Here is a 14,749-nt window from a genome sequence, read left to right as displayed (position 1 = left end):
TGTAGTTCGCCGTTTTTCATTTCTGCGGTAAATCGTGGCAGGAAAAAACGGCATTTACCCCTCGAGAAAGCGTGAGCGCAGCGCTTCACGCGCGTCGGGCGTCAGCTGATATTCCTGTTCCAGCCATCCATCCACGCTGGTATAGCGCTCGTGAATTGCCGATAGCGCCGCCGCGAGGTACGACTCATGTACCGTCAGGATTTCTGCCAGATTCTGCCGTCCGCGGGGGGTCAGTTGATCGCCGAGCAGGCCAAGGAGCCCGCTTTCGACCTGGTTCAGCATACCGTGGGTGAGGAGATACTCCTCCATCACCATCGGCGTGTCGCAGCCAAGGGCGAACAGCGTCAGCGCGCAGCCCACGCCGGTACGATCTTTACCCACCGCACAGTGCTGCAACAGCGCACCGTCAGCAGGCTGCATCAACCAGCCGGCAAGCTGGCGATAGGCGGCGTTGTTAAAGGGTAACTGACGATAAAGCTGCAGCATAAATTTCTCGCCGCTCATGGCATTGAGCGTCGCGGCGTTAAGTTCCGTGACTTTGGCATCGACCTCTGGCGTCAGAGGATTGGCGGGCGCATTGAGATAACGCATCCGTCCATTCAACCTGTCGGGGCTGCGCTGGACCTCATGCGGATCGCGGTAATCAATGACCCGGGTCACCGGCAGATTGTCCAGGCGGCTCAGATCCTCGTCGGTTATCTGGTGTAACGAGCCGGAGCGCAGGAGTTTCCCCTGGCGCACGCGGCGGCCGTCGGCGGTGTGCAGGCCGCCGAGGTCACGAAAGTTGATGCCGCCCTGAAGCGATAAGAATGCCGGATGGCGGGAGTAGGTGGTCATAGGTTCCTTCCAGATTAAGGGAAAAAATCATGTATCGGTTAAATGAATCGCGCAATATGAGAGAGACCGTACCACAGGCGCTGCCTGCGATTTTATTGCAAACCGTGAAAAGTGATGGCTTTGCTGGCATAATGCCCGATGTATCACACTTCTCATTCTCTTTTTTCAGGATAACCCCGTGCTAGTATCCAGCAACGTCACCATGCAGTTTGGCAGTAAGCCGCTGTTCGAAAACATCTCCGTCAAATTTGGCGGCGGCAACCGTTACGGCCTGATTGGCGCCAACGGTAGCGGTAAATCCACCTTTATGAAGATCCTCGGCGGCGATCTTGAGCCGACGTTGGGTAACGTCTCTCTCGATCCGAACGAACGTATCGGTAAACTGCGTCAGGATCAGTTCGCCTTTGAAGAATTCACCGTGCTGGATACGGTCATTATGGGCCACGGCGAGCTGTGGGAAGTAAAACAGGAGCGCGATCGCATCTATTCCCTGGCGGAAATGAGCGAAGAAGACGGCTACAAAGTGGCCGACCTGGAAGTCACTTACGGTGAAATGGACGGCTATTCTGCCGAAGCGCGCGCCGGCGAACTGCTGCTCGGCGTCGGGATCCCGGTTGAACAGCATTACGGCCCGATGAGCGAAGTGGCGCCAGGCTGGAAGCTGCGTGTACTGCTGGCGCAGGCGCTGTTTTCGAACCCGGATATCCTGCTGCTCGATGAACCGACGAACAACCTGGACATCGACACCATTCGCTGGCTGGAGCAGGTGCTGAACGAACGTGACAGCACCATGATTATCATTTCGCACGACCGTCACTTCCTGAACATGGTCTGCACCCATATGGCCGATCTCGACTACGGCGAACTGCGCGTTTATGCCGGCAACTACGACGAGTATATGACCGCCGCGACCCAGGCTCGCGAACGCCTGCTGGCCGACAACGCCAAGAAAAAGGCGCAAATTGCCGACCTGCAATCCTTCGTCAGCCGCTTTAGCGCCAACGCCTCAAAATCTCGCCAGGCGACCTCCCGCGCCCGCCAGATTGACAAAATTAAGCTGGATGAAGTGAAAGCGTCCAGCCGTCAGAACCCGTTCATCCGTTTTGAACAGGATAAGAAGCTGTTCCGTAATGCGCTGGAAGTGGAAGCGCTGGCGAAAGGTTTTGACAATGGTCCGCTGTTCAAAGGGGTCAATCTTCTGCTGGAAGTCGGTGAGAAGCTCGCCGTGCTCGGGACCAACGGCGTGGGTAAATCCACGTTGCTGAAAACCCTGGTTGGTGAACTGGAACCGACCAGCGGCAGCGTGAAATGGTCTGAAAACGCGCAGATTGGCTACTACGCGCAGGATCACGAATACGAGTTTGAAAACGATCTGACCGTCTTCGACTGGATGAGCCAGTGGAAGCAGGACGGTGATGACGAGCAGCCGGTGCGCAGCATCCTCGGTCGTCTGCTGTTCAGCCAGGACGATATCAAAAAGCCGGCTAAAGTGCTGTCCGGTGGTGAAAAAGGTCGCATGCTGTTCGGTAAGCTGATGATGCAAAAGCCGAACATCCTGGTCATGGACGAACCGACTAACCACCTGGATATGGAATCGATCGAATCGCTGAACATGGCGCTGGAGATGTATCAGGGGACCCTGATCTTCGTTTCTCACGACCGCGAGTTCGTCAGCTCGCTGGCAACCCGCGTGATCGAAATTACGCCGGAGCGCGTGATCGACTTCAGCGGTAACTACGAAGATTACCTGCGTAGCAAAGGTATCGATAACTAAGTGCCTGCGATCCCGGCGCGCCTGCGTGCCGGGATAACCTTGTTCAGAGCAGCCCTGCTCTGAAGCTCTCTGCTACCATCCGCCATGCATTCAGACCCCTTAATTTACTCATCTTTCCTGCACAATACTGTGAATAAATAGCCGCTGAATTATCTGTTGCAGGAGGGGGCCATGAGCGCGTTTTCGCTGAGTGATTGCGTGGCTGAACCCCGTCTTCTCTGAATCTGAACGGGGTAGCGTGCAATGATTATTGTTCTGACTTTACTGAGCCTGGTGCTGTACTGCGTGCTGATTGGTTTTCTGATCGCTGCGGTTTGAGGGAGCGCGGCCGCCCGACGGCACGGCCTGATGAGCCGGGCAGCTATGCGACAGCTGCCGCCCGGCACGAACCGAAGAGGCAGGGCAACTTAGTGGTGATGCGCGGCGGCGGCAGGGGCCGGGAAACCGCGGTAGGTTGGCGCGGCGCTGGTAAATGTCCCTGGGCTATAGGCCTGGGCGATTGCCGCATCGTTTTCATCAGCGGCAAAGCGGCTGATGGCCGTGGTTTTGGCCGCGGCCGAGGGCAGCGGCATTTCAGGAGAGGGTTTTTCCTGAAATGCCAGGGCGCTGGTGGAACATAACGTCAGCCAAACAATAAGAGCGCTCAGTACTTTCATCGTCAGAGGTCCGGATCCGGGGAAGGGGCACTCTTACGGTATAACCGGCGCATCGAAAACGCCACGCGTTCTTACCGTTGTGGCGTAGTTAGTTACAGCTGGACATCAATTCGCTGCCCCTCCCGCCAGGGAAGGGCGCCGGGACTACCTCAGACGCCATTCACCGGCTTCTTTACCATTGATCAGCAGCTTGCGCTTTTCACCGGCGGGTAAAGTCACTTTCAGCGTATCCCAGGCCGGGCAATAACGGCCGCGAGGGGTCAGTTGCAGGCTGATGGTGCTGGCGTCGCAGACCATCTCCCACGTCAGCCACAGCGCATTATCCTCTTTATAGCCCCAGCTTTCGCCATCGTCCTCAAACAGCAGACCCTGCGACGACCCCACGCCTTTCAGCGGGAACAGCTTCAGCTCGCGCCGATCGTCTTTTGTCGCGCTGACGTGGGTGATGCGTTCGCTGAGCGGCAGGCCGGCTCCGGCGCGGACCAGCAGCGGCAGATGTTCCAGCGGCGCATCTCGCGTTATCCACTGGCCAGCGGAGAACCACTCCCCGCTATAAAAATCGTACCAGCCGGAGCCGTTTTCCGGCAACCACACCCGGCGCTGACGCTGGTCCGGTTCGACGACGCTGGCGACCAGCAGATCGCGCCCCAGCAGGAAATCATCACACTCTTCAAAGGTTTGCGGATCGTGTTCATGATCGAGGAACGTTGGTCGCAGCATCGGCTCATCGTCGGCGTGGGCCTGCCACAGGAGCGTATACAGATAGGGCAGCAGGCGATAGCGCAGTTCAATCGCGCTGCGAATCGCCGGAGTCACGCCCGGATACATCCACGCCTCGTTGACCGTCTGGTCATCGTTCCATGAATGGATGGTAAAGCGCGGGTGCATCACGCCATTCTGTACCCAACGTACGAACAGCTCGGCATCCGGTTTATCACCGGAAAAACCGCCGACGTCGTGGCCCACGTTATATAAGCCGGATAAACTCATCCCCAGCCCCATGCGGGTGTTATAGCGCAGGGTCTCCCAGCTGGTGCGGTTGTCGCCGCTCCAGGTCTGGACATAGCGCTGCATTCCGGCACAGCCGGAACGGGAGATCAGATACGGTCGCTTTTGTGGCGCGAAACGTTGCTGGGCTTCCATTGAGGCGCGCATCATCAGCAGCGGCATCACCGGGCGAATATGCTTGATGGCGATGCTCTGGCCAAAGCCGTGACAGCGGGCTTCGCCATCCCAGACTTCAAATTCGTTATTATCATTCCAGGTGGAATCGATGCCCATCTCCAGCAGTTGGTGGGTAACGCCGTCCTGCCACCAGGCGACGGTGTGGGGATTTGTGAAGTCAAGGTGCGACCCTTCGTCATCCCAGAAGCTGGAGCGTTCCGGCGCGTCGGTCTCCGAGTCGCGAATGAATAACCCTTTTTCCGCCACTTCGCTATAGCGCGGATGGTCCTGCAACAGACAGGGTTTAATATTGGCCGCCAGCTTAATGCCGGCGTCATGGAAGCGCTGAGTCATCACTTTTGGCTGCGGCACCTTGTCGTAGTTCCAGTTAAACACGTAGCGCTTACCGTTGATCGAGGTATAGCCGGAAGAGAGCTGGAAAGAGTCGCAGGGAATCGCATGCGCTTCACACAGACGGATAAAGTTCATCAGCTGATTTTGCGCATCCGGCGCGTCGGTGTAATGCATGGTGGAGCCGCTGTAGCCGAGACTCCATTTTGGCCCGAACAGCGTTTTACCGGTCAGGCGAACAAATGCTTTGGTGACATCCAGCGCCCGTCGGCCGGTGAACAGGTAGTAATCGATATCGCCCGCTTCCGCCTGCCAGCGGCGATAGGCGGTGTGGTAGTTATCAATTTCATTGCCCAGATCCAGCCAGCAACTGCTCAGATTATCGTAGAACAGGCCATAGCTGATGTCGCTACGCTGGGTGAGGGTAAAGGGGATATGCTTGTACAACGGGTCGGTACTGACGGCGTTATAGCCCATCGCGTCGAGATTACGCATTTCATAGCGTTTACCGTTGCGCTGAAGATCGCCGGCCTTCTCGCCAAGACCATAAAATCGTTCGTCCTTGCGGCGGCTCAGATAGTGCGCCGCGCCGTCGCCGTGGGCGTTGAGCAGATAGGCGCTGGTGGGGCGGTCATTGACCAGCGGGAGCCATTCGCCGTCGTCATGACGATAGCTCCACTCCAGCCACAGCGGTTGGTGGACGGTGACACGCAGCTGCCCGGTGGCGACCGTCAGGCTATCAGCGTGTTGTTCAAGCGTCCACGCGGGCAGGCTAAAGCCGCTCAGATCCTCACGAGGGCGGCCTTCCCACGGCACGTCCTGCTGCGGTGCAATGCTCCAGGTACGGTCCAGCGCCAGCTGACCTTTGCGCTTAAGCAGGACGCGGAACAGGTTCTCTTCCAGTACATACAGGCACAGCGTGTGCTGCCCGTCGATAGTTAACTCAACGTGATGAGCCAAGCGTTGGTGCAATGTCCAGTGTTTCAGCGTTTTCATCTTTGTATCCACTCTCAGGCGCGTTTGGCGCGACGTTCAGCAATAAATGCCACCAGGAAGATGGCGCCAATCAGGTCAAAGAACCCCATGGCGATAAACAGCGGGTTGAAGCCAATTTTGTCGGCGGTCACCCCGATTAATAGCGAGAACAGGAAGCTGGCAATCCAGGCTGCGGAACCGCGCATCCCGTTGACCGTTGCCATCTGGCCTTTATCAAACGACTCCACCACCAGCGCGCTCAGCATGCAGGAGATGATCTGGTGGCCGAAGCCGCCGATGGAGATCAGCACGATGGTGATATAGGGGTCGCGGGTGATGGCAACGAGGGCCAGCGAAATCATCAAAAAGGCGCCGGTCACCGAACTGGCGACGACGGCGTTAACCCGGGTATAGCCGAACCAGCGGGTATACAGTCTGGTCAGATAGCCGCTGACGACGCTGCCGAGGTCGGCGGCAAGAAACGGCAGCCAGGCGAACATGGCAATTTGTTTCAGATCCATGCCGTGCTCTTTAGCGAGGTACAGCGGGACCCAAAAGCTCAGCACCGCCCAGGCCGGTTCAGCCATGAACGCCGGAATCGCGATACCGTAAAAGCGCTTGTTTTTCGAGACGGTTTTTAAGGCGGTGAAGAACGGTAGCTTAACGGCCGGCGGCTCGTTGTCCTGGCGAATGAACGCCAGCTCGCTTTTGTCGAGGTTCGGGTGTTTTTCAGGGTTGTGATAAAGCGCCCACCACAGCACGACCCACAGCAACGCCAGCACGCCGGTGAACATAAACGCGCCCTGCCAGCCGAAAGAGGCGTGGGCGAAGTAGATAATCGGCGGCGCCAGCATCGCGCCAATCGAGAAGCCGACGCCGGCCCAACCGGCGGCGATTGGACGTTCCGATTTCGGGAACCATTCACCGATGGTTTTGGCGTTTGCCGGCGTGGCGGCGGCTTCCGCACCGCCCATGAAGAAGCGCAGGATGGCCAGGTGCAGCCAGCTACCGGCACCGGCGTGAGCGATACAGGCAATGGCCCACAGCGTGGCGCAAATCATAAAGCCGAGCTTCAGGCCGATGACGTCGATAAGCCAGCCGCACAGCGGCTGGAAAAGGGTGTAGGCCAACTGAAAAGCGCCGACAATCCACGAATACTGTTCGGTGGTAATGCCGAGCGAGACCTTCAGCTCCGGGGCGATAATCCCCAGAGAGTTACGTGTGATGTAGTTGACGGTGACGCCGAGTAAAAAAAGGACCAGCATCCACCAGCGTAAATTCTTTATCACCCGCCGGGATTTGCTGGCGGCGATATCGTTGTTGAGGCCTTGACTCATAGAACTCTCCACAAGATTTTTAATGTAGGGTAATGACCGGCTCGCACCACGAGTTGTCATACCGGTTCCTGTAATGGTTTGAATAATATTGTTTTATTTGTTCTTATATCCGGGTAACTAGTATGGAAGTTATCGGACCAATTCAGGTTAGGCGAGAAAAAAGGCGGGCAGTAGCGTTATTTATGAAAGTTTTTTCATAAGATGACGAAATGCTCACTGAAGAGGCAAACATTTACTTGATAATCTGGCTTTGTCGGTGATGAAAATTCTTTCATTTTGAAGGTGGAGCTGGATCACAAAATGGACAAAAAGCTCAAAATAGCCGAGATCGCCAGCCGGACGGGGATGTCGGCGAGCACGGTTTCCAGAGTGCTGGCAGGAAAAGCGAACACCAGTGAGAAGGCCCGGCGGGCCGTGCTGGCGTGTGCGCGCGACATGGGGGTGCTGGAGGGCATCGCCGCCGGGCGTATGCTGCTCAACAGCCTGGTCGTCTTTGCGCCGCAGCGGGCGTTTGATGAGCGTTCTGATATCTATTACTACCGGGTTATTCAAAGTATCCACCATGCGCTGGCCGCTCATGAGGTACGCCTGCGAACCTGCGCGCTGGAAGAGAATGACAGCGATGCCAATCAGTTCCTGGCCCGCATGAACGAACCGGAAACCGAAGCGGCGATCCTGCTGGGAATTGACGATCCGCATATTCACGATCTGGCGGTAGATCTGGCGAAACCCTGCGTGCTGATCAACTGCCGCGACGAAGCGATGCGCCTCTCCTCCATTGCGCCGGATCACCGGCTGATTGGCCAGTTTGCCGCGCAGTATCTGTTTGATATGGGGCATCGGGCGGTGCTGAATGTGATGTGCCTGCGGCGTTACACGATGGACCTGCGGCTGGCCGGTATCAAAGAGGCCTGGCGGATGCGCAACCTGCATTTTACCGATGGGCGTGATCTGCTTACGGTCGCCAGCTTTAGCGCCAGGGACAGCGAGGAGCGGGTGGGCGAATGGCTTGACGCGCGGGCGGGTAAATCGCTGCCAACGGCATTTTTGGTTGGCGGAGATTTTATGGTTGCCGGGACGGTGAGCGCGCTGCAAAAGCGCGGGCTGCGGGTGCCGCAGGATATTTCGGTGATGAGTATCGACGGTTTCAACCTCGCCGCCATTCAGGATGTGCCGCTGACCGCTGTTCACGTCCCGCGCGACGAGCTGGGCACGGAAGCGGTACATCTGCTTCAGCAGCGGTTGATTCGCCCGGATGCGCCGCGCGGCTCGCTGCTGCTGCACGGCACGCTGGTGGTACGGGATTCGGTAAGGCGGATCCGTTCCGGTAACCGCCTTACCACGGTTGTGCAGGCAGGGCTCTACGACGACTAGACGGCGATACCCAGCGCCCGTTTACCATGAATATTGAGATCGTCCAGGGTAAAGCGCTCCTGCCAGTCGGCCTCATAGTCTTCACGGGGGAAGTCCCCCGGCGAAGCGCCGTTTTCCAACGCTAGCTTGACCTTCTGCGCGTAGGCGAGGTTTTTCTCGCACATTGGCGCAGCGGGAATGTACATCACATTGCCCCAGCCCTGCTGGTTTTCCACCGGCGCCACCGAATGAATCACATCGCAGTGCCACCACACCGAATCGCCGGCATTGAGCGCCGGGATTGAACTGAGCGCTTTGATCAGCAGCGGATGCCATTTCTCGGAAACCGGCAGCACTTTCCCCGGCGCCACGCCGCACAGCTCATCGTCCGGCACATCGTCCAGCAGCGGGCGCAGCAGGATATACGCCATCGCCTCCGGAATCGGCACCACGTGCAGCAGCCCCTGATCGGGAATCATATCCGAGAGCGCGGTCCAGCCCTGGAAAGTACGGAAGACCGAGCACTTGGTCGTGTTGTCGACGGTGTACTCTTCGACTTCGGTACGGTGCGCCGCATTCCACGGGTCATAGGCATCAATATTGCCGTTGAAGACGTTGGCGAAGACGCGCTGATAGGCCGGCAGCAGCCAGCGCTCCAGCGCGCCGGAATCGGTGTGCGCTCCCAACCCTTTCGAGGTGGTTCCCGGCGGGCGACGGCGGATGCGATCCGGATAGATAACGCTCACGTCCGGGTCGAACCACTGCTTGCCGTCATGGTTAAAGGTCCACAGGCGGTTGAGGAAGGACTGCACGGCCGCCATCTCATCGCTCTGACGCGCCTGCATCTGCGCCTGTGACCAGTAAATCGGGTAAATCTCCGGGCGCGAAGCGTCAAGCGAGCCGAAGAAGGTGTCGCCAGGGCCTTTGTAGACATCGTCGAAATGGTTACGGTCGAGATATTCAAGCATCGCGTTATCCCAGGCCAGCGCCCGTTCGCGCGAGAAGTGACCTTTGATTACCGCGCAGCCGCGGCGCTTAATGGCCTCGCGCTGGGCCTCGCTGACTTTCCCTTGCGCGATATCGCTGAACGGGATCACCGGCCAGACATCCTCGCCGCGGGCTTTCAGCGCCTCAATCTCTTCCAGGCGAGCGGTAATCTTTGCGGTGAGGCGATCGAATACCGCCTGCACATCGCCGATTTGTGCGCGCAGATGCTGTTTCATTTGGCGGATCGCCGCTTTGTGGTCGGCGGGTAATGTTTCGTGGGTGTAGATAGCAGCCATGGTGACCTCATTCAGCTTTTAGCTTTCATTCGAAAGTATTAACTCTTACAAACGTTAATTTAAGTTAAATTTGCGTTAATGCAAGTTTAAAACTTAGAGGAGGCGCACAAAATGGAAAAACCGGGGCAGGGCGCCCCGGTCAGCGGTCAGCAGGAGAAGGGCGGCGTCTTATCGAGAACGGCCTGAATGACCTTCAGCGCGCCGTGATGGTTGTTGTCGTCAGTCGTGTAATCGGCGATAGCTTTGATGCTTTCGGCGGCGTTACCCATGGCGAAGGCGTATTTCACCAGCTTCAGCATTTCCGCATCGTTGCCGCTGTCGCCGATGGCGACGCACTCCTGCGGCGAGAGCTGCCAGCGTTTGAGCAGGCGGCTGATGCCGTTCGCTTTATGCAGGCCGGGAATGATTAAATCAACGAAGCCGAAACCGCTGGTCACCGGCTTCATGATGCCATCGAGTGAAACGTGCAGTTTATCGATAAGCTGCGGGATATCGCTATCCGGCAGATTTAGCGAGAATTTGAACAGGGTGTCGTTAATGTTCTGATAATCGCTGATTCGCTGCAGGCGATGATAGTGTTTTGCCATCAGGGCGACGAAAGCGTCGGGCGCGTTGTCGCTGACGTAGGCGCTCTCCAGGCCACAGGCGACGAAGTTCAGCTGGCTGTCTTTCAGCAGCTCGCCAATCACCACCTGGGATTCATGACGGGTCAGCTCGCCGTGGAACAGCTGTTGGCCGTGTTCGTACACCAGCGCACCGTTCTCGGCGACAAAAGAGATCTGCTCGCGAATTTCCGGGAAAAAAGAGATCAGCTGATAGTACTGGTTGCCGCTGGCGACAACAAATTCAATACCCTGCTGCTGAAGTTGCGCGAACTGCGCGAGAAAACGCGGGCGATCGTACTGCTTGGCGTCATTGAGAAAAGTTCCGTCCATATCGGTGACGATAACTTTAACGGTCATAACAAATGCTCCTGGCTAACTTCGACCAGTAACATTCTAATTACAATGTGACCTGAAGCACAAATTTATTTCGAATGAAAGTTTGCGTTCCCTTATGTGCAGGAGAAAATCCCCGGGTGGCGGCGTAAACGCCTTACCCGGGCTACCGTCACACAGCGAGCTGTGAACCCGTAGCCCGGCTAAGCGCAGCGCCAGCCGGGGGTTTTACTTACAGCGTATGCCCGGTACGGGCGATGCTCTCGTCCCCGGGTGGCGGCGTAAACGCCTTACCCGGGCTAGCGTCACACAGCGAGCTGTGAATCCGTAGCCCGGCTAAGCGCAGCGCCAGCCGGGGGGTTTTACTTACAGCGTATACCCGGTACGGGCGATGCTCTCGTCCCCGGGTGGCGGCGTAAACGCCTTACCCGGGCTACCGTCACACAGAGAGCTGTGAACCCGTAGCCCGGCTAAGCGCAGCGCCAGCCGGGGGGTTTTACTTACAGCGTATGCCCGGTACGGGCGATGCTCTCGTCCCCGGGTGGCGGCGTAAACGCCTTACCCGGGCTAGCGTCACACAGCGAGCTGTGAGCCCGTAGCCCGGCTAAGCGCAGCGCCAGCCGGGGGTTTTACTTACAGCGTATGCTCGGTACGGGCGATGATATCGTCCTGGGCATCCGGCGACAGGGCGGTAAAGAACGCCGAGTATCCCGCCACGCGGACCACTAAATCACGATACTGGTCAGGGTGCTTTTTCGCTTCCAGCAGCGTCTCCCGCGACACGATGTTGTACTGGATATGCCAGCCTTTATGCACTTCGAAGAAGGTACGCAGTAGCACCATCAGTTTCTGCTTATCGGACTCGTTCTCCAGCGTCGCCGGGTTGAGCTTCTGGTTAAGCAGCACGCCCCCGAGAATCGAACCGGTCGGCAGTTTGCCGACGGAGCTGATGACCGCCGTCGGCCCCAGATGGTCAGTCCCGGAAGCCGGGCTGGCACCTTCCGCCAGCGGCGAGTGCGCCTTACGTCCGTCCGGCGTGGCCATCGTCTGGGCGCCAAACGGCACGTTAGCAGAGATGGACGACGTGCCGGCGTAGTAGTTGCCGCCGATTGGACCGCGGCCATAGCGCGGGTTGTGGTACTGCTTCAGCTCATCGATATAGGTCTGGTACGCGCGCGCCAGCAGGGTATCCACGCTGTCATCATCATTACCGTACTTCGGTGCGCCGTTGATTAAGCGCTGACGCAGCTGCTCGTGGGTCAGGCCAGCAAAGTCTTCCGCCAGCGCTTTTGCCAGCTGCTGCTGACCGATTGCCCCTTGCTCAAACACCAGCTTTTTCACGGCGACCAGGCTGTTGCCGAGGTTGGCAATACCGACCTGCAGTCCGGAAACCCAATCGTATTTGGCGCCGCCTTGTTTGATGCTCTTCGCCCGCTCGATGCAATCATCCACCAGCGCCGAGCACAGAATGTCGTGGACGTTCTCTTCCAGCATGGTATCGACGACGTACTCAATCTCTATCGATTTGCGCGTGTAGTAGCGAATCTGGGTATCCCAGTCTTCCAGCACCTGCTCGAAGCGGGTGAAATTGCCTTTCGACAGCGCATGTTCTTGCGGCAGGAACACCTGACCGCTGGTAGCATCGCGACCGCCTTCCAGGGCGGCGAGCATCACGCGGGCGAAGTTGATAAAGCTCATCCCGGTGCAGCGATAGCCCCACTTGCCGCCGACGGCGGTTTCGATGCAGCCGATGGCCGCGTAGTCGTAGGCATCCTGTGGTTCGATGCCGAGTTTGATGAATTCCGGAATAACGATTTCGTCGTTATTGAACGCCGGCATCCCGAAGCCGCAGCGAATGACCTGTACGCAGGCGTCAAGGAAGTCATTACTCATGCCGGCGTGGTAGCGCACGCTGAGGTTCGGCTGGGTGGAGCGCAGACGGCCGCAGGATTCGAGAATCGCATAGGAGAGCGGGTTCACCGCATCCTGCGCGTGGCCGTCGACCAGGTTCTGGCCGCCGATGGTCACGTTCTGGTACAGCGGGCTGCCCGCGGAGGCTTTCGAGTGCGAGCCGGAGCGGATTTTGTTCACTTCCAGCAGCTTCAGCCAGCAGCTGTGCAGCAGCTCAATCGCTTGTTCGCGCGCCAGCGATTGCTGCAGCTCGACGTCGCGACGGTAGTACGGATAGAGGTACTGATCCATACGCCCGAAGGAAACCGAGTGGCCGTTGGATTCAATTTGCAAAATCAACTGGATGAAGTAGCACAGCTGCAGCGCCTGCCAGAACGTTTTTGGCGGTTCATGGGCGATGAGGTCGCAGTTTTCGGCGATGGCCAGCAGCTCGTCGCGGCGCGTTTCGCGTGTCTCGGCGGCAGCCATGGTACGGGCCAGTTCGGCAAAGCGTTGGCAGTGTGCGCTCACCGCTTCCAGCACGATATCAATGGCTTTCAGGAACTGCTCGCCGTGCAAATCTTCCAGCACCGTAAGGTTGATGCGTGAACGGCGCTCGGCCACTTTGGCGCGCATGCCGTCGAGCCCTTTTTCCAGCAGCAGCGGATAGTTGACCGCAAGGTGGGCGTCGCCGGAGGTCATATTGCCTTCCGCTTTAATAATGCCGGTGGCCAGCAGCGCTTTTTGTTCATCGGTAAACATCCCGTAGCAGCGATCCTGAACGGTCTGTCCACGCCACCACGGGCAGATCTCGTGCAGCACCCGCTTGTTCTCTTCGCTGACGGCGAAACCGGCCCCCGGACGATCGGCCAGATCATCGATCTCTTTTTCAATCCAGCTTACGGTATATTCCGGGAAGATCGGCGCGGCGCGGACTTCGCTTGCCTGGTTGCCGACGATCAGCTCGTCGTGTTTGATCCAGATAGTCCGCTCCGCCAGGTGATGGGCCAGCGCCAGCGCGCGACGTACCGGGATCGGCTTATCCAGATGCTGCTGATAAGCTGCGGTATAATGCTGTGCGCGCTCGGTGCATACCGGCGGCTTAACGATATGTACCAGCGCCATTTTATGCGCCTGAATGCGAGCGCTCAGCGTATCCAGTTTCAGGGTAGTCATGAGTTTATCCTCGTAAAGTAGCCGTTAAACCTTTGCTCTGAGCATAGTGCTGCGCGAAGGCGAGCAGCTCGGGTGCAGCAAGCGGTTTGTCCGGAGCGGTATAGGGCTGACTGAGTAACTGATATTTGTTCATTCCCAGCGTGTGGTACGGCAGGAAGTGAATCTCCTCGACCTTCAGACGGTCGGCGGCAAAATCGGTGATGGCGGTGATGGCGGTTTCATCGGCATTAAATCCCTGAATCAGCGGGACGCGGATGATGATTTTTTTGCCGGCCTGCGCAACGCGTTGCAGGTTATCCAGCACCCGGCGGGCGCTGCCATCCGTCCACTGGTTGAAAATCGCTTCGTTCACATGCTTAAGATCGGCGAGAAACAGATCTACCCACGGCAGCGATGGCGCCACGTATTTCCACGGCACGTGCAGACAGGTTTCGACGGCGGTGTGAATACCGGCTTCATGACAGGCCTGAAACAGCTGCTGCGCCAGCTCAGGATTCATAAACGGCTCACCGCCTGAGAGGGTAACCCCGCCGCCGCTGCGCTCGTAGAACGGTTTATCGCGCAGTACCGTCGCCATAATCTCCTCCACGGGCTGCTCTTCGCCGCAGACGGTGAGTGCGGTGGTCGGGCAGCATTCGCGCAGCCGCGCATAGTGGTCATCGGTGAGCTTTTCACGATGGATAATCAGGCCATCCAGCTTGCGGGTTATCACCTCCGGCGCCGCCTGCTGACACAGATCGCAGCCGTCGAGACACAGCCGGGCGTCATACAGCAGATCCGCCGTGCGGGAGCGACTTTCCGGATTCTGACACCAGCGGCAACCCAGTGAGCAGCCTTTAAGGAATACGACGGTACGAATCCCCGGGCCGTCGTGGGTTGAATAGCGCTGAATGTTGAAGATCATGTTGAGCCCTCTTTTGCATATGAAGATTAAATTACTTTCGAATGAAAGCTGCCTTGATGCAAATCAACAAGCAGAACGGATACGCTCGGGGAGAGGAGGGAAAGGTGTAGC

10 protein-coding genes are annotated in these 14,749 nt (G+C 57.9%); 2 read left to right on the top strand and 8 right to left on the bottom strand.

Annotated elements, in window-relative coordinates; genetic code table 11:
* Positions 1-54: 54 nt before the first annotated feature.
* Positions 55-837, bottom strand: coding sequence for a tyrosine-protein phosphatase (locus AC007G_RS00925; RefSeq protein WP_142630111.1), 783 nt, complete (start codon positions 835-837; stop codon positions 55-57).
* Positions 838-1,015: 178 nt separating this feature from the next.
* Here AC007G_RS00925 and AC007G_RS00920 point away from each other — a divergent pair, with 178 nt between their 5' ends.
* Entirely contained in the window at positions 1,016-2,611 is a 1,596-nt protein-coding gene (locus AC007G_RS00920) for an ABC-F family ATPase (protein ID WP_479466527.1), read from the top strand.
* 407 nt (positions 2,612-3,018) lie between these two features.
* Here AC007G_RS00920 and AC007G_RS00915 read toward each other — a convergent pair whose 3' ends face one another.
* From AC007G_RS00915 to AC007G_RS00905, 3 genes are all read right to left on the bottom strand, one after another.
* Complete coding sequence (locus AC007G_RS00915; RefSeq protein ID WP_032697677.1) at positions 3,019-3,267, bottom strand: hypothetical protein; 249 nt, start codon at positions 3,265-3,267, stop codon at positions 3,019-3,021.
* A 144-nt stretch (positions 3,268-3,411) separates the two neighbouring features.
* Positions 3,412-5,778, bottom strand: coding sequence for a glycoside hydrolase family 31 protein (locus AC007G_RS00910; RefSeq protein ID WP_064794134.1), 2,367 nt, complete (start codon positions 5,776-5,778; stop codon positions 3,412-3,414).
* 14 nt (positions 5,779-5,792) lie between these two features.
* Entirely contained in the window at positions 5,793-7,094 is a 1,302-nt protein-coding gene (locus AC007G_RS00905) for an MFS transporter (RefSeq protein WP_032697673.1), read from the bottom strand.
* A 300-nt stretch (positions 7,095-7,394) separates the two neighbouring features.
* Between AC007G_RS00905 and AC007G_RS00900 the strand changes: the two genes are divergently transcribed.
* Positions 7,395-8,468 carry a LacI family DNA-binding transcriptional regulator gene (locus AC007G_RS00900; protein ID WP_046852873.1) on the top strand — a complete coding sequence of 358 codons (1,074 nt, stop codon included), beginning with the start codon at positions 7,395-7,397 and terminating at the stop codon, positions 8,466-8,468.
* Here the strand turns inward: AC007G_RS00900 and AC007G_RS00895 are convergent.
* The 4 genes from AC007G_RS00895 to AC007G_RS00880 form a co-directional block, all read right to left on the bottom strand.
* Positions 8,465-9,730 (bottom strand): DUF1479 domain-containing protein, encoded by a 1,266-nt coding sequence (locus tag AC007G_RS00895; protein ID WP_032688695.1) that lies wholly within the window; start codon positions 9,728-9,730, stop codon positions 8,465-8,467. The genes AC007G_RS00900 and AC007G_RS00895 overlap by 4 nt on opposite strands.
* A 146-nt stretch (positions 9,731-9,876) precedes the next feature.
* A complete protein-coding gene (locus AC007G_RS00890; protein WP_032688694.1) occupies positions 9,877-10,692 on the bottom strand; it encodes a Cof-type HAD-IIB family hydrolase in 816 nt (271 codons plus the stop codon).
* A gap of 609 nt (positions 10,693-11,301) precedes the next feature.
* Positions 11,302-13,734, bottom strand: a complete 2,433-nt coding sequence (locus AC007G_RS00885) for a formate C-acetyltransferase/glycerol dehydratase family glycyl radical enzyme (RefSeq protein ID WP_032688693.1) — start codon at positions 13,732-13,734, stop codon at positions 11,302-11,304.
* 4 nt (positions 13,735-13,738) lie between these two features.
* On the bottom strand, positions 13,739-14,638 hold the full coding sequence (locus AC007G_RS00880) for a glycyl-radical enzyme activating protein (protein ID WP_479466526.1): 900 nt from the start codon (positions 14,636-14,638) through the stop codon (positions 13,739-13,741).
* Positions 14,639-14,749 lie beyond the last annotated feature (111 nt).

Source organism: Klebsiella sp. CSG-1 (assembly GCF_056521145.1).
The sequence above is the reverse complement of the archived record's forward strand: the minus strand, read 5'-3'. Positions and strand labels throughout refer to the sequence as shown.